Below are 15718 nucleotides of genomic sequence, written 5' to 3'. Positions count from 1 at the left end.
CGTCGTCATCCGATCGGAGGAAGGTCGCGTTCGGGCAATCCGAAAGCGCCCCAGCTCCGGAACAAGGGGTGAACGCTGATCGGAGCCGGGTGGGAGGACACAGTGCGGCGAGCGTCGGAGAACGCCCCTGACGTGGGCGGGGGAAGCGCGGAGCGGGGACGGCACGACATACGGCGACGTACTGCCGTGGTGGGTTCGGGCGTGGCCGGACTCACCGCGGCCCACGTACTGAGCCGGGTACGACGCGTGGCCCTCTACGAGGCGGACGACCGGCTCGGCGGCCACGCGCACACCCACGACCTCGCCTCGTCCGACGGGCGAGTGCACCGCGTCGACTCGGGCTTCATCGTGCACAACCGGCGCACGTACCCGAACCTGTTGCGGCTGCTGCGCGAACTCGACGTCGCCACCCAGGAATCCGAGATGAGCATGTCGGTGCGGTGCGAGGGGTGCGGCCTCGAGTACGCGGGCGCCCGCGGGCCCGCCGGACTTCTCGCCCGCCCGCGCAACGCGCTGCACGGCCCCTACCTGCGCATGCTCGCCGAGGTCCCGGTCTTCCACCGGGCGGCCCGCCGCCTGCTCGCCGAGGGGACCGAGGGCGCGGGGGACACCCTCACTCTGGGGGACTTCCTGACGCGCGAGCGTTTCTCGCCCTACTTCGTCGCACACTTCATGACCCCGCTCGTGTCGGCGGTCTGGTCCTGCGACGCCCACACGGCGCTCGACCACCCGGCGGTCCATCTGTTCCGCTTCCTGGAGCACCACGGCATGCTGTCGATCGGCGACTCACCGGTCTGGCGCACGGTCACCGGCGGATCCCGCTCCTATGTCGACCGGCTGGCCAAACAACTCGACGCCGTGCACACCTCGGCCCCGGTCCGTGCGGTGCGCCGGCACGCCGACGGCGTGGAGATCACCACGGACGACGGCACCACCGCCTCGTACGACTCCGTCGTCGTCGCCGTCCACTCCGACCAGGCCCTGCAGCTGCTCGCGGACCCGACCGAACGGGAGCGCGAGGTGCTCGGCGCCTTCCGCTACTCCCGCAACTCCACCCTCCTGCACACCGACACCACCCTGCTGCCGCGCGCCCGCCGCGCCCGGGCCTCCTGGAACTACCTGATGCCGTCCTGCGCCGCCGCCGCGGACCGGGTCCGGGTGAGCTACGACATGAACCGGCTCCAGCGCCTCGACGCCCCCGAGACCTACGTCGTCACCCTGGGTGGCGAGGACCGCGTCGACCCGGACCGCATCCTCGCGCGCATGGAGTACGAACACCCGGTCTTCACCCCGGAGTCCGTCGCCGCCCAGCGGCAACTGCCCGCCCTGAACACCGCGGTGACCGCGTTCGCGGGTGCCTACCACGGCTGGGGCTTCCACGAGGACGGCTGCCGGTCCGGCGTGACCGCGGCCGCCGCGCTGGGGGTGGTCTGGTGATCCGCACCCCCGCGCTCTACCCGTGCACGGTCGTCCACGTCCGCACCGCGCCGGTCCGCCACACGCTGCGCCACCGCACCTACATGTGGCTGACGGACCCCGGTCATCCCCCCGAACTTCCCTTCTTCCTACGCCCGTTGGCCCGATTCGACCCCCGCGACCACTTCGACGGCGACCAGCCCACCGTCCGCGCCGGCCTGGACCGTTTCCTCGCCGCCCACGGCATCGACCTGCGCGGCGGGCCGGTCGCGATGCTCACCCACGCCCGCGTCCTCGGGCACGTCTTCAACCCGTTGACCCTGTACTGGTGTCACGACCCCGACGGCACACCGCGCTGCGTGGTCGCCGAGGTCCACAACACCTACGGCGAACGGCACTGCTACCTGCTCCGCCCCGACGGCGACGGGATCGCGCACACGCGCAAGGAGTTCTACGTGTCGCCGTTCTTCCCCGTCGACGGCGACTACCGCATGCGTCTGCCCCCGCCCGGCCCACGACTCGATCTGACGATTCGTCTGGAGCGCGCCGGTGGGCGTCCCTTCACCGCGACGCTGCGCGGCACACGACGCGACGCGACGTCACGCGCGCTGCTCGGCCAGGCGCTTCGGCGCCCGTGGTCCACCGTGGCCGTCTCGGCGGCGATCCGCCTCCACGGCATCCGGCTCCTCCTGCGAGGACTGCCCATCCAGCCCCGCCGCCACCGAGATCAGGAGAAAGCGACATGACGACAGCCGAGCCCCGTGCCCTCACCACGCGGCACGAGGACGCGGACCGTGGCGGCCACCCGGCCCCGGCGACGCCGCCGGACGCCTCCTGGGCACGGATCGCGCTGACGCGTGCCGTCCTGCGCGGAGCGCTCGGGCGCCTCCCGCTCCAGGTGCGATGCGACGACGGGACGCGCCTGGGCACGGGCGGCCCCCGCGTCGACCTGCACGACACGGACGCCTTCCACCGCCGCATCGGCGTGCACGGCCTGGTCGGCTTCGGCGAGTCCTACATGGCGGGCGAATGGGACGCACCCGACCTGGTCGCGGCCCTCACCGTGCTCGCCGGCCACGCGGCCGACCTGATCCCGGCCCCGCTGCAACGGCTGCGCCGGCTGTGGGCCCTGAAACAGCCCGACGCCCAGCGCAACACACCGGGCGGATCCCGCGACAACATCAGCCACCACTACGACCTGTCCAACGACCTGTTCGCCGTCTTCCTCGACGAGACCCTCACCTATTCCTCCGCCCTCTTCCGCGGCTTCCCCGCCACCTGGCCGACGCTGGCCGCCGCACAACACCGCAAGATCGACCGGCTGCTGGACCTCGCCGGGGTCACCGAAGGGACCCGGCTCCTGGAGATCGGCACCGGCTGGGGCGAGCTCGCCATACGCGCCGCCGCCCGCGGAGCCCACGTCACCACGCTCACCCTCTCCCACGAACAGCGCGACCTCGCCCTCGAACGCGTGGCACGGGCCGGGCTCGACGACCGGGTCGACATCCGGCTGTGCGACTACCGCGAGGCCGAGGGGACCTACGACGCCGTGGTGAGCGTCGAGATGATCGAGGCGGTGGGCGAGGAGTTCTGGCCCGTGTACTTCCGCACGCTCGACGAACGGCTCGCCCCCGGGGGCCGCGCCGCCCTCCAGGCCATCACCATGCCGCACGACCGGATGCTCGCCGGCCGGCACACCCACACCTGGATCCAGAAGTACATCTTCCCGGGCGGGCTGCTGCCCTCCGTCGAAGCCGTGGAGCAGACCGTCCGCGACCACACCCGGCTGCGCGTCACCCGCAGGGACGCCTATGGCGCGCACTACGCCGAGACACTCCGGCTGTGGCGCGAACGCTTCACCGCCCGCACCGACGACGTCGACGCACTGGGCTTCGACGAGACCTTCCGCCGCATGTGGACGTTCTACCTGGCGTACTCCGAAGCCGGATTCCGCTCCGGCTACCTCGACGTCCAGCACTACCTGCTCACCAAGGAGGACCTCAGCCGATGACTACCGTCCGCCCCGCCCACGAGGGCACCGCCCACCGGCTGGCGGCGCTGGCCGAGGACGCGCTCGGCGGCCCGCTTCCCGTGCGGCTGCGCGCCTGGGACGGCAGCGAGGCCGGTCCTGCCGAGGCGCCCGTGGTGGTCGTCCGCTCGCGGCGCGCCCTGCGCCGGCTGCTGTGGCAGCCCGGCGAACTGGGCCTGGCGCAGGCGTACGTGACGGGTGAGCTCGACGTCGAGGGCGACCTCGCCGACGGGCTGCGCAGAATGTGCGGCGCCGTGCGCGAACGCGGAGTGCACGCGCCCCGCCTCACCCCCGCAGACCGTGCGCGCGCGGCAGCCGCCGCCCTGCGCCTCGGAGCCGTGGGCCCGCCGCCCCCGGCACCCGTGTCCCAGGCACGGCTGCACGGAGGCCTGCACAGCAAGGCCCGCGACCGGGCCGCCATCAGCCATCACTACGACCTGTCGAACGAGTTCTACCGGCTCGTCCTCGACGAGACGATGGCCTACTCGTGCGGCTACTGGACCTCCGACGAGCCCGGCTTCACCCCGGCCGACGCGCAGCGGGCCAAACTGGAACTGATCTGCCGCAAGCTGGGCCTGGTCCCCGGCGCCCGGCTGCTCGACATCGGATGTGGGTGGGGCTCCCTCACCCTGTACGCGGCCGAACAGCACAAGGCGCAGGTCACCGCCGTCACCCTGGCCCGCGAACAGGCCGCGTACGTCCGTGAGCAGGTCCGCGAACGCGGCCTGGAGCACCGGGTGGACGTGGTGTGCCAGGACTACCGTGACATCGAGGGAGGCGCCTACGACGCGGTCGCCACCGTGGAGATGGGCGAACACGTCGGCGACGCCGAGTACCCGGCCTTCGCCGCCGCCCTGCGCCGGCTGGTCCGCCCCCAAGGGCGCGTCCTCGTCCAGCAGATGTCGCGAGGGACCACCGCTCCCGGCGGCGGCGCCTTCATCGAGGCGTTCATCGCTCCCGACATGCACATGCGTCCGCTCGGGCAGACCGTCGGCATGCTGGAGGACGCCGGACTCGAAGTACGGTCCGTGGAGTCGCTGCGCGAACACTACGTGCGCACGGTCGAGGCCTGGCACCGCACGTTGGAGGACCGCTGGGACGACGTCGTGCGGCTCGTCGGCGAGGAGACGGCCCGGGTGTGGCGGCTGTATCTGGTCGGCGGCGCCCTGGCGTTCGAGGAACGCCGCATGGGCGTCGACCAGGTCCTCGCCGTGCGGCCCACCGCCCACGGACGCAGTGGACTGCCCGCCACCCCGCGGCCCTGGTACACGGGACCGGTCGAGCCGTGAGCGGCTTCCCCTGGGGTGCCTTCGCCCAGAACCTGGCTCTCGCGGCAGGCGCCGCGCTCGCCGTCATGCTGGCCACCTTCGCCGTCGCCGTCCGCAAGGGCGTCCACCGCATCGTCGACATCGCCTGGGGGCTCGGCTTCACCGCCGTCGCCCTCGTGACGTTCGTCGCGTCCGACGGCACGGGCGACGACGGACGCCGGATCCTGGTGACCGCGCTGACCTCGGTGTGGGGGCTGCGGCTCGCCGCGCACATCGCGCGGCGGGGCCGTGGTCACGGCGAGGACCCCCGTTACGAGGCGATGCTCGCCAAGGCACCGGGCAACCGGGACCTGTACGCGCTGCACAAGGTCTACCTGCTCCAGGGGGCCCTGGTCTGGCTGGTGTCGCTGCCCGTGCAGGCGGCCCAGTACGTGCCCGGCCCGCTCACCGCGTTCGCCTGGGCCGGCACCGCGCTGTGGACGCTCGGCCTGTTCTTCGAGGCGGTGGGTGACGCCCAGCTGGCCCGGTTCAAGGCCGACCCGGCCAACCGGGGCCGGATCATGGACCAGGGGCTCTGGAGCTGGACACGGCATCCCAACTACTTCGGGGACTTCTGCGTCTGGTGGGGCCTGTACCTGCTCGCCTGCGACTCCGGCGCGGCGGCGGCGGTGGCCGCCGTGTCCCCCCTGGTGATGAGTGGCCTGCTCATCAAGGGCAGCGGAAAGCCCATGCTCGAACGGCACATGGCCGAGCGCCCGGGATTCGCCGAGTACGTCGCGAGGACCAGCGGATTCTTCCCCCTGCCGCCGAAGCGTCGTGGGCCCGCGCCCACGCCCCCGAGTTCGACCTGACAGGCCCCCTTCCGGCCGGCCCCGTTCAAGGAGCGTCGCCCGCCGGAAGGGGGCCGACGGGCGACGCGGGGAAGACCGTCCCGCCCCCCGGAGGCCGGAGGGGGACGGGACGGTCAGGCGGGGAAGTCCAGCAGCGCCACCGGCGCGGAGGTCGGCTCGGTCGAACCGCCCGCCGGTTCGACGGTGACGCCCAGACCGGACGCCCTGTCCACGGGGCCGCGCATCAGTACCGCCTCGTCGGTGCGCCCCGGGTCCATCAGCCCGGCCGACCGCATGCTGCCCCCGTCGTCGAACCACAGCTGATAGACCTTGCCGTCCGGCGGTGCCGCCATCCCCGAGGCGATGAACACGGCCCGGTCGAGGCCTTTGGACACCACCACGGTGCCCGTCGCGCCGTCCGCCAGCTTCGCCGTCCGTGTCCGGGCGTCCGGGGCGGCCAGCACGGAGGCGAGCTCGTCGCCCTGCCGTTCCGACTGCCGCGCCCGGTCCTGTGCCTCCTCGGCGCGGTCGTGCTGCCACACCGCCACACCGCCGAACAGGGCCGCGGCAGCCAGGCAGGCGGCCGGCACCCAGCGCGACATGCGGTGCGCGCGGGCCGCGAGACGTCCGGGCCGCGTGAGCGGAACGGTGCGGGGCGCCTCCTGTCGCACGGCGGTGATCCGCCGCATGACCTCGGACTTGAGCGCGGGGGAGGGGGACACCGTGACCGCGAGGGCCAGCCGCGCGGCGGCGGCCCGCAGCTCCAGGACCTCCTGCGTGCAGGCGTCGCAGTCCGCGGAATGCGCCTCGAACCGCGCCCGCTCGTCGTCGTCGAGGGCGTGCAGCGCGTACGCGCCGGTCAGAGTGTGCAGATCGGCCGTCCTCACGCCGCCACCCCCAGGCAGTCGCGCAGGCGGATGAGGCCGTCGCGCAGCCGGGTCTTGACCGTGCCGAGCGGCAGCGACAGCAACTCCGCCACCTCGCGGTACGTCAGCCCGCGGTAGTAGGCCAGCGTCACCGACTGCCGCTGAAGCTCCGTCAGCGTGCGCAGACAGCGCCGCACCTGCTCGTGCTCCAGGCGTGCCTCGACCTGCTCGGTCACCTCGTCGAACTCGGGCGTGCGGTCGAGCAGGGCGGCCCGCTGCTCCCGGGCGGCCGACGCCTCGACCGAGCGGACCCGGTCCACGGATCGCTGATGGGCGAGGGTGAGGACCCAGTTCATCACCGAGCCGCGTTCGGGACGGTAGCGGGCGGCCGTCCGCCACACTTCGACCAGCACTTCCTGGGCCACCTCCTCCGACTGGGCCCCGTCCCGCACCACCCTCCGCACGATCCCCAGGACCGGGCCCGCCACGACGTCGTAGAGCGTGGCGAAGGCCTCCGTGTCGCCACGGGCGACCTCGGCCATCAGATCCGGCAGATTCGGTTCCGCAGCCGGGTTCTTCCCGATCTCCACGGCTTCCTTCACGGGGTGGTCCTCCAGGACGGGCGAGCGCGACGGTACGTACGTGATCCGGAACCGGTACGCCGACGGATTGGCCGCATCGGCGCGAAGCTGCGACGGGTTTCCCGACCGGCCGTGACAGGGGGCTCGGGCGCCGGGGACGTCCGGCCGGCCGGGCGCGGCCGGTCAGCAGTGCGCCTCGGGCCTCAGACAGCGGCGCAGCTGGTGCAGACCGCGGCGGCAGTGGCTCTTGACGGTGCCCAGCGGCCAGCCGGTGCGCTGGGCGATCTGCGTGTGGGTCAGGTCCTCGTAGAACGCGAGGCGCAGCACGTGCTGCTGCGGAGGGGGCAGCTTCGCCAGCTCACCCTGCACGAGGACACGGTCCAGCACGGCCTCCGGGTGGACCGAGGCGCCGTCGGCGTCTGCCGGCAACGAGCCGGCGGCAGCGGCGATCAGTTCGCTGCGGCGGGTGCGCGCGGCCAGCGCGTCGGCCGTCTTGCGGCGGGTGATGCCGACAAGCCAGCCGGCGACCGTGCCACGCTCGGGCCGGTAGCCCTGCCGGCCACGCCACGCGGCCAGGAACACCTGCTGCGTGACGTCCTCGGCCTCCCGTGTGTCGCCCAGCGAGCGCCACGCGAGGGTGTGCACCAGAGCGCCCCAGCGACGGTAGGCGGCGGCCAGACCGGCCTCGTCGCCCGCCACCAGGCGCGCACCGATGGACGCGTCCGCGATCAGGTCGGTCACGACGACCGGCTCCGAGCGCGCGGGTACGGAGACGGTGCCGTTGCTCCGCGGGCGCGGGAGCAGAACCACCTCGCGGCGTGCGCCGGACACGACCGGCGGGGCATCGCACGGCTCCGGGATCGGATCTGCGGTCATGGCCGGGGCTCCTCGGTCGTGCGGGGTCGGTCCCGGCCGCGGCCGGGACGGCCGGACCTGCCCGGCACGGGCCGGCGGGTGCCGGCCGCTGCCCCCGGCACGTCCGGATCCCCATCGTGTGAAGCGCACGTCCATCCCCACAACTCGCGTCGTTTCTGCGTCGTATAGTCGCCGCATGGGTGACCTGCCACCGGCGCACCGGCACGGACCGGCCGCACAACCCGCCGAACCGGGACTCACCACGGGCGCCCTGGCGCGCCGCCTCGGGGTGTCGCCCACCACCCTGCGCTCCTGGGACCGGAGGTACGGCGTGGGACCGGCGGCGCGCTCCGGCGGGCACCATCGCCGCTGGACGCCTCAGGACGTGGCGATGCTGGAGGAGATGTGCCGGCTGACCTCGGCCGGTGTTCCGCCCGCCGAGGCGGCCCGGGCCGCCCTGGAGGGCGTCGACCGGTCACCGTCCGAGCACGACCGCCCGCAGGCCGACCGCGCGGACGCCGCCCGGCCGCGGTCGCGGGCTCCCGGCGCCCTGCCGCTGGGGGACGCGCGCAAGGAGTGCAAGGGCCTCGCGCGCGCCGCGGTCCGGCTCGACGCACCCGCTCTGGACGACCAGTTGACCGGGCTGGTCACCCGGCACGGCCTCGTCGTGGCCTGGGAGGAGGTGATGGTGCCGACGCTGCACGCGGTCGGCCGCAAGTGGGAGTCCTCCGGGGACCGCTACGTGGAGGTCGAGCACCTGCTGTCCTGGCACATCTCCCGCGCGCTGCACCGAGCCATCGCCGTGGCCGTACCCGGAGCGCAGGGCGTGGGTCCCGTGCTGCTGGCCTGCGTCCCGGGCGAACAGCACAGCCTGCCGCTGGAGGCGCTCGACGCGAGCCTCACGGAAATGGGCCTGCCCACACGGATGTTCGGCGCGGCCGTCCCCACGGAGGCGCTCACCGCCGCCGTGCGGCGCCTCGGCCCGGTGGCGGTCGTGCTGTGGGCGCAGGCACGCTCCACGGCCGACCATCCGCTGGCCCGGCACGTCGCGAGCACCAGCTGGGGCGTCAAGGGCGCGCGGTCCCGGCCCACCGTCCTGCTCGGCGGGCCGGGCTGGGCGGGACGGCAGGTGCCGGGGACGCTCCGCCCGCAGGGACTGAGCGAGGCGCTGGCCACGCTCGCGAACCTGTACGACTCCTTCGCCGCGCCCGGCGAGAGCCGGCCGGCGCCCTGACACGGTTCCCCGGCGCCCTGCCGCCGGCCGCTCACCCCACCGTCGGGGAGGGGGACGGGGAGGCGGCGGCCGGCGGGGACGCCGGGGAGGACGGGAAGCCGCCGGCAGGCGGGGTGAGCACGACGGTCGGCTCGCCCGGCTGCGGCGCCGGGGGCGTCAGGTTCTGCTGGGGCAGCTTCGGAGGGTTGGTCTCCTGGACCAGCACCTGGCCGAAGTTCACCAGTCCGGTCTTCTCCATCACCGTGATGTGGTCCAGCACGGTGTCGTTGGCCTGGTCGGCGAGTTGCCGTACCAGCGTGTTCCGGGTGGTGGCCCGGATCTTCGCGATGACCGGGAAGATCTGACCGTGCGTCACCCGCAGGATGTTGGCCAGGTCGGTGTCGAACTGCTTGCCGCTGTCGCCGCTCAGCGTCGCCACGAATCCCTGCTGCTGTGGGGACGGCTTGTTCGGCAGCGTGATGCCGAGCCGGGCGGCGACCTTGCGGCAGGTGGCGTCCAGCGCGGCGTGGCCCCTGACGAGGTGCTGACCCGCTGTCCTGACGGCCGGGACGGTGCCCTTCTGCAGGGCCAGTTGCCCGGACGGGTACTCCCACAGACCGGCCGCGCGCACCTTCACCACGAAGTCACGGTCGGCCTCGGTCAGCGGGCCCGCCGCCGTGTTCGCGATGACACGGCTCTGGTCGCCGGCCGTCGTCTGCAGGCCGAGCACCGCGGGACAGGCGAGCGCGGCCAGGGTCATGGTCAGCGCGCCGGTCACGAAGAGGGTTCCCACGTTCCGTGCGATGCGCATGAAGCCTCCTGGCCGGTGCGGCGGCCCGGAGCCGGACACCGCGGCCGGCCGCGTCGTGGACCGGTCCGGTGCGGACGGGTCCGGTACGAGTGGTTCGGTCGCCCACCAGTACGGATGCCCGCGGAAAGGAATCCTCTGCCCCCGGTAAAGACCGCCCCCTGATCCGGTCAGAGGCGGCCCCGGGCGTTCTTGAACCGGGCGAGTCCCTCGGAGAGTTCCACCACAGGGTCCGGGTAGTCATAGGCGGCCCGCTCCAGGCCCCGCAGCTTCCACGGCTCGTGCACGGAGGCGTCCGTGAGGCCCTCCAGCTCGGGCACCCAGCGGCGTACGTAGGTGCCGTCGGGGTCGTAGCGCTTGCCCTGCACCACCGGGTTGAGGACCCGGTTGGGGCGGGTGTCCGTGCCCGTACCGGCCATCCACTGCCAGTTGAGCTGGTTGTTCGCGACGTCACCGTCGACCAGCAGCTCCAGGAAGTACCGCGCGCCGACCCGCCAGTCCACGTACAGCGTCTTGGTGAGGAAACTCGCGGTCAGCAGGCGCCCGCGATTGTGCATCCAGCCCTCGTGCCGCAGTTGGCGCATCGCCGCGTCGACCACCGGGTAGCCGGTGCGGCCCTGCTTCCACGCCTCGATGTCCTGCTCGGCGCGCGCCCCCGTCCGCCAACGGTCGCGCTGTGTGCGGTAGTCCGCGTCCGACGCCGCCGGACGGGCGGCCAGCACCTGGTGGTGGAAGTCCCGCCAGGCGACCTGGCGCACGAAGGCCGCGGCGCCGGGCCCGCCCGCCGCGCGTGCCCGGCGGACGAGCTCCACCGGCGAGAGCGTGCCGAAGTGCAGGTGGGGGGAGAGCCGGGAGGTGGCGTCGCCGGCCAGGTCGTCGTGGCGGTCGTCGTACGCACCGATGCCGCCGCGCAGCCACGCCGTCAGCCGCCGCCGGCCCTCGCCCTCGCCGCCCGCGGCCAGCCCTTCCGACACCCCGGCGACCTTCTCGCGGGCGGGCACCTCCTCGGAACCGACGCCGTCCGGCACCCGGACCACCCGGGGCGCGGCCAGAGCCTCCCGCAGATGCTGCTGCGACCAGTGACGGTAGTACGGCGTGAAGACGGCGAAGTGGTCGGAGGCGGCCGGGGTGACGTCGCCGGGAGCGACCGCGGTGATCACCGTGTCGTGGACGTGCAGACGGCACCCCTCCGCCTCCAGGGCGGCGCGCAGCCGTTCCTCCCTCCGCTGGGCGTACGCGCTGACTCCAGCGGCCATGTGCACCTCGTCGGCGTCCGACTCGGCGACCACCGCGCACACCTGTTCGACGACGTCGCCCGACCGCACCACCAGACGGCCGCCGCGCTCGCGCAGCCCCGCGTCGAGGTCGGCCAGACAGTCGGCGAGGAACGCCGCCCGGTTGGGGGCGGTGAACCCGGACGCGGCGATGCCCTCGTCGCGCACGAACAGCGGCACCACGGCCGTCGATCCGTCGAGGGCCGCCCGCAGCGGCGGGTGGTCGTGCAGCCGCAGGTCCGAGGTGAACAGGACGATGGAGAGGGTCATGGCGTGGCTCCGAGTGGGGGCTGCGAGGGTTTTGGCGTTCACCTGCTTCGGTTCGGGCGACGTCCTCGGATGCGGCCGTCAACGTGACATCGCGGTGTGTCCCCTGCGCGAGGGAGTCTCCTTGGCCGCAGTCCTGGCGATGTTGCGGGCCATGCCGCCGAACACGACGGCGTGGAACGGCGACACGCTCCACCAGTACAACTGGCCGAGCAGACCGTGCGGGTGGAACAGGGCACGCTGCCGGTACCGGGTGCGCCCGTCGTCGGCCACCTCCGCGTACATCTCCAGCCAGGCCAGGCCGGGCAGCCTCATCTCGGCGCGCAGCCGCAGCAGACGGCCCGGCACGATCTCCTCGACGCGCCAGAAGTCCAGCGAGTCGCCGACCCGCAGTCGCGTGGCGTCCCGCCGCCCGCGCCGCAGGCCCACACCGCCGACCAGCCGGTCCATCCAGCCGCGCACCGCCCAGGCGAGCGGGAAGGAGTACCAGCCGTTGTCGCCGCCGATGCCCTCGATGACCCTCCACAGCGCTTCGGGCGGTGCGTCCACGATCAGTTCGCGTTCGTCGGTGAAGAGGCTGCCGCCGGCCCAGTCGGGGTCGGTGGGCAGCGGGTCGCTCGGCGCACCGGGGTAGGCGGCCGACGACCACCGGGTGGTGACCTGGGCGTCCTGCACGCGTTGCAGGGCCAGTGCCACCGCCTCGTCGAAGCCGATCGGCCGGCCCGGCGGATCGGGCACGTACCGGGTGATGTCGTGCTCGTGGCACACGACCTCGTGCCGCAGCGACTCGGTGAGCGGACGCGCGATGGACGCGGGCACCGGGGTGACCAGCCCCACCCAGTGACTGGAGAGTCCGGGGGTGAGCACCGGCACGGCGACGATGATCCGGCGGGGGAGCCCGGCGACGGCCGCGTACCGCCGCATCATGTCCCGGTACGTCAGGACGTCCGGGCCGCCGATGTCGAAGGCCCGGTTGACGTCGCGGGGCATCCGGGCGCTGCCGACGAGGGTGCGCAGCACGTCCCGTACGCCCATCGGCTGGATGCGGGTGTGCACCCAGCTCGGCGTGACCATGATGGGCAGCCGTTCGGTGAGGTAGCGCAGCATCTCGAAGGAGGCCGAGCCGGAGCCGATGATCACCGCCGCGCGCAGCACCGTGGTCGGCACCCCCGATTCCAGCAGGATGCGGCCGACCTCGGCCCGGGACCTGAGGTGCGGGGAGAGCTCCGCCTCCGGCACCCCCGCCGGTGTGAGGCCACCGAGGTAGACCAGGCGGCGCACTCCGGCCGCGCGCGCCTGCTCGGCGAAGATCAGGGCCGCCTTGCGGTCGGTGTCCTCGAAATCGCGGCTCGAACCGATCGCGTGCACGAGGTAGTACGCGACGTCGATGCCGCGCATCGCCTCGGCGACCGAGCCGACGTTCGTGACGTCGCCGCGCATGACGTCCACGTCGCCCGCCCAGGGGTGGTCACGCAGCTTGTCGGGAGAGCGGGCCAGACAGCGCACATGGTGCCCCTCGGCCAGCAGCTCCGGCACCAGTCGTCCGCCGATGTAGCCGGTGGCGCCCGTCACCAGGCAGTTCAGCCCGGCGCGGGCGTCGTCGTCGCTCATGGGGTCCCTCCGTCACTCCGGCTCGCCGCCCCCCTTCCGCACTCTCCACTGATCCCTTCCACGCGAGCGGCACCGGCGGATGCGAACGGCGGATCTTCGCACGATCGATGGGACATGTCCGCGGAAAACGCGGGCAAGCGGAGGTCACGGGACTCGTCGGCCCGAGTCCGAGGCCACAGGTGGAGGTGTCTGCCGGTATGGGTACGAAGGTGCTGGAGCGATTTCCTGCCGGAGCCCCGCGCGGATCCTGGACCGCGGAGGAGTACGCGGCCCGGCGTCGCACCGAGGGCGTCCCCGCGACCGTGGTCATGGATCTGAAGACGGACGCGTTCCTCGTGGTCGTCCCCGCCGGCGACGAGGACTGACCTCGCCCGTGCGGGCACGGAGCGGGCTCAGCGGCCCGCCCCGTCGCCGACCGGTTCCAGTGACGCGCCGGTGTCGAGACGTGCCGTCACCCGGGTCCGGGCGTCCTGTGCGGCGCGGACCGCGAGCGTCCGGCCGTTCGCCCGGGCGGTCACATCCCCGCTGACCTCGATCCGGGTGACCGCGCGGCTGCCGGCCGCGAGGAGGTACCAGTGGCCGGTGCGCGCACGCCAGCGGGTGTCGGCCACCACGTGCTGGCCGAACCGGCTGCACGCGGCCGTCCCCCGGGCCCGGCCGACCGGGTCCGCCGGCGCGGCGGGCGAGTCGGCGGGCGTGCGCAGGAACAGCCCCACGTCGCCGGGCCCGCGCCAGGTGGTGGCCCGGGTGCACGACCACACCACGTGCCCGCCGCCCTCCGGCAGGTCCTGCTCGGCGAAGTCCCAGGTGTTGACCGCCCGTACACCGCTCCCGCGCAGGTCCTCGAGTCCGCAGGCCAGGTGTGCCCAGGCGAGCAGGGCGGTCGCGCCCGTCGCCTCCCTGGGCTGCCGTGCCGGTGGGCTGCCGTGCCCGGGCAGCGGGGTGTACGTGAGGTGCACGGGCGACAGCTCACCCAGGTCGGTCAGCAGGAAGGCGTGCTTCTCCGCGATACGGGCGGACGACCGCAGTTGCAGGACGGGACGGTGGTCGCAGGCCGCGCCGCCCGTCGGGGCGGGGACCGGCGCGGTGATCCCGTCCCCGGCCACGTCGAGCGGGCGTGCGGGCGAATCGGGGTCGAGCAGATCACGTGTCCCGGCTTCGGCGACCCACGGGGCGAGCAGATACCGGCCGCCCTTCGCGCCGCGCGCGACGAGCACGGCCGCGGCGGTCGTCACGTCCGCGTCGTCGGCGCGCGCCAGGACGAGCGTGCCCTCGGCGGGTGCGTCGAGCGGCTCGCTGTAGCGCACCAGGCGTTCGCCGTCGTGCAGCAGGACCACCGTGATGCCGTCGACGTCCCCCGCGTAGAGCAGTTGCGGTGCCCGCGGGGGCGGGTCCGCGGGGGTGCCGGACGTCGTGTCGTACCGGCCGTGCGAGGGGTGGGCCCATGCGGACAGCGCCCGGGTGAGGAGGTCGTCGTCGTGGGTGCGGTCGCCGCGCGCGGGCCAGGCGGTGAAGTCGATCCGCGCCGTGCGGCTCCAGGCGTCCGCGGCCGTGCGGACCAGGTCCGCGGGGCGGGGAAGTCCCGCGGGCACGTCGTCGCGGGGCGCTGACGGACCGGATTCCGTCCAGGAGAACGCGAGGAGTACGGCCGTGATGACGACGGCCGTCAGCGCGGCCCACAGCAGGTGCACGCGACGCCTGCGGCGCAGCAGATCGGTGGGGCGCGTCTGCACCGAGCAGGCGTCGAACTCCCGCGACGCGAGCAGGGTGCGCGCCGCCGTCCCCACGGTCTCCTGGAGCCGGGTCGCCGACCGCAGGGCGCTCGCGGGGTCGGCGACACCGGCGGTGCGCAGCAGGGCCTCGATCGACGGGTCGGGCAGCCCGTCCACCTCGCGCAGCACGAACGCGGTGCGTGCCGCGGCCGTGGTACCGGCGAGCGCCTGCCCCAGGGCGATCTCGTCGGCGCCGCCCGCGCGGGGAAACAGCCGCAGCCCCCACACCACGGGCAGCGTCGGCAGCAGGGTGCGCGGCGGAGGCATCCGGCGGGGCCAGCCGCGGGGCGGCCGGGCGTATGCCAGGGCGGAGCGCACCACGTGTGAGCGCAGCCGGTCCTTCTCGGCGACGGCCGGCTGTGTCTTCCCTGTCCTCCTCCCCCGTGGTGCCGGAACCCGGGGAGCGGACCTTGCGCGGGAACCCGGCAGCGACCGCTGTACCAGGGAATGGGCGAGCAGAACACGCCGGTGCCTGCTCAGTGAGGGAGGCAGCGTGAGGTACGCCAGGCGTACGAGACCGCCGTACTCCTCGACCAGGGCGCTCTCGGCCCGTTCCAGTCCGGCCCGGGTGTGCAGGACGGTCCGCGGGAGTGGGGGGATGGGCATGGAGCAAATGCCTTCCGAAGGAGCTGCCGTGATGGCACGTCGATCCTTCAAACGAGTGACTCTTCGGATGGTCACAGAGGTCGTGGCCCCGGCCGGCCGACGGATCACGGCGAGGGCGTCATGCTGCCCCCGAGCTCCCGCGACCTGCGGACGAAAGTGTCGTGCGGGTCGCCCGCGGCGCGCGGCACGGAGTCGGTCCGGCGGCGCCGGAGCACCGGCCGCACCCGGGGCGCTCGCGCTCCGGCAGGGCCACCCCTGGCTCGCGCTCCGTGCCGCACGGTCTCGCTCGACGTGGGCTGCGAGAGGCGGAGTTCATCGGCGG

At 73.8% G+C, this 15718-nt stretch carries 14 protein-coding genes; 7 read left to right on the top strand and 7 right to left on the bottom strand.

What is annotated here, in order from left to right; all coding sequences use genetic code 11:
* Positions 1-132: 132 nt before the first annotated feature.
* Genes ABEB03_RS42325 through ABEB03_RS42305 form a run of 5 tightly spaced genes read left to right on the top strand, consistent with a single transcriptional unit; the run spans position 133 to position 5564 of the window.
* The gene (locus ABEB03_RS42325; protein ID WP_425589387.1) at positions 133-1437 is read left to right on the top strand and encodes an NAD(P)/FAD-dependent oxidoreductase; all 1305 of its coding nucleotides are present in this window, start codon (positions 133-135) and stop codon (positions 1435-1437) included.
* Complete coding sequence (locus ABEB03_RS42320; protein ID WP_345658402.1) at positions 1434-2162, top strand: DUF1365 domain-containing protein; 729 nt, start codon at positions 1434-1436, stop codon at positions 2160-2162. Before ABEB03_RS42325 ends, ABEB03_RS42320 begins: the two co-directional genes overlap by 4 nt.
* The gene (locus ABEB03_RS42315) at positions 2159-3427 is read left to right on the top strand and encodes a cyclopropane-fatty-acyl-phospholipid synthase family protein (RefSeq protein WP_345658401.1); all 1269 of its coding nucleotides are present in this window, start codon (positions 2159-2161) and stop codon (positions 3425-3427) included. The genes ABEB03_RS42320 and ABEB03_RS42315 overlap by 4 nt, the downstream gene beginning before the upstream one ends.
* Positions 3424-4734, top strand: a complete 1311-nt coding sequence (locus ABEB03_RS42310; RefSeq protein ID WP_345658400.1) for a cyclopropane-fatty-acyl-phospholipid synthase family protein — start codon at positions 3424-3426, stop codon at positions 4732-4734. Before ABEB03_RS42315 ends, ABEB03_RS42310 begins: the two co-directional genes overlap by 4 nt.
* Entirely contained in the window at positions 4731-5564 is an 834-nt protein-coding gene (locus tag ABEB03_RS42305; RefSeq protein WP_345658399.1) for a DUF1295 domain-containing protein, read from the top strand. The genes ABEB03_RS42310 and ABEB03_RS42305 overlap by 4 nt, the downstream gene beginning before the upstream one ends.
* A gap of 113 nt (positions 5565-5677) precedes the next feature.
* On the opposite strand, the gene ABEB03_RS42300 is transcribed toward ABEB03_RS42305, so the two are convergent.
* The 3 genes from ABEB03_RS42300 to ABEB03_RS42290 all read right to left on the bottom strand — a co-directional run bounded on the left by ABEB03_RS42300 (position 5678) and on the right by ABEB03_RS42290 (position 7866).
* A complete protein-coding gene (locus tag ABEB03_RS42300) occupies positions 5678-6430 on the bottom strand; it encodes an anti-sigma factor (protein WP_345658398.1) in 753 nt (250 codons plus the stop codon).
* Positions 6427-7011, bottom strand: coding sequence for a sigma-70 family RNA polymerase sigma factor (locus tag ABEB03_RS42295; RefSeq protein ID WP_345658397.1), 585 nt, complete (start codon positions 7009-7011; stop codon positions 6427-6429). Before ABEB03_RS42295 ends, ABEB03_RS42300 begins: the two co-directional genes overlap by 4 nt.
* A 162-nt stretch (positions 7012-7173) precedes the next feature.
* Complete coding sequence (locus ABEB03_RS42290) at positions 7174-7866, bottom strand: sigma-70 family RNA polymerase sigma factor (RefSeq protein WP_345658396.1); 693 nt, start codon at positions 7864-7866, stop codon at positions 7174-7176.
* A 175-nt stretch (positions 7867-8041) separates the two neighbouring features.
* Between ABEB03_RS42290 and ABEB03_RS42285 the strand changes: the two genes are divergently transcribed.
* Positions 8042-9079 (top strand): MerR family transcriptional regulator, encoded by a 1038-nt coding sequence (locus ABEB03_RS42285; RefSeq protein WP_345658395.1) that lies wholly within the window; start codon positions 8042-8044, stop codon positions 9077-9079.
* A 31-nt stretch (positions 9080-9110) separates the two neighbouring features.
* Here ABEB03_RS42285 and ABEB03_RS42280 read toward each other — a convergent pair whose 3' ends face one another.
* The 3 genes from ABEB03_RS42280 to ABEB03_RS42270 all read right to left on the bottom strand — a co-directional run bounded on the left by ABEB03_RS42280 (position 9111) and on the right by ABEB03_RS42270 (position 13018).
* Positions 9111-9869: a DUF4142 domain-containing protein gene (locus ABEB03_RS42280; protein WP_345658394.1), complete on the bottom strand. Its 759-nt coding sequence runs from the start codon at positions 9867-9869 to the stop codon at positions 9111-9113.
* 167 nt (positions 9870-10036) lie between these two features.
* Positions 10037-11410 (bottom strand): cryptochrome/photolyase family protein, encoded by a 1374-nt coding sequence (locus ABEB03_RS42275; protein ID WP_345658393.1) that lies wholly within the window; start codon positions 11408-11410, stop codon positions 10037-10039.
* A gap of 78 nt (positions 11411-11488) precedes the next feature.
* Positions 11489-13018 carry an SDR family oxidoreductase gene (locus ABEB03_RS42270; RefSeq protein WP_345658392.1) on the bottom strand — a complete coding sequence of 510 codons (1530 nt, stop codon included), beginning with the start codon at positions 13016-13018 and terminating at the stop codon, positions 11489-11491.
* A gap of 197 nt (positions 13019-13215) precedes the next feature.
* Here ABEB03_RS42270 and ABEB03_RS42265 point away from each other — a divergent pair, with 197 nt between their 5' ends.
* Positions 13216-13383 (top strand): hypothetical protein, encoded by a 168-nt coding sequence (locus ABEB03_RS42265; protein ID WP_179332286.1) that lies wholly within the window; start codon positions 13216-13218, stop codon positions 13381-13383.
* Between the two features lie 27 nt (positions 13384-13410).
* Here the strand turns inward: ABEB03_RS42265 and ABEB03_RS42260 are convergent, their stop codons facing one another.
* Positions 13411-15396 carry a hypothetical protein gene (locus ABEB03_RS42260; protein WP_345658390.1) on the bottom strand — a complete coding sequence of 662 codons (1986 nt, stop codon included), beginning with the start codon at positions 15394-15396 and terminating at the stop codon, positions 13411-13413.
* Positions 15397-15718 lie beyond the last annotated feature (322 nt).

The sequence above is a fragment of the Streptomyces siamensis genome, assembly GCF_039543605.1.
Classification (GTDB): domain Bacteria; phylum Actinomycetota; class Actinomycetes; order Streptomycetales; family Streptomycetaceae; genus Streptomyces; species Streptomyces siamensis.
Note: the sequence above shows the minus strand (reverse complement) of the source record. Positions and strands in the feature narration are given on the sequence as shown.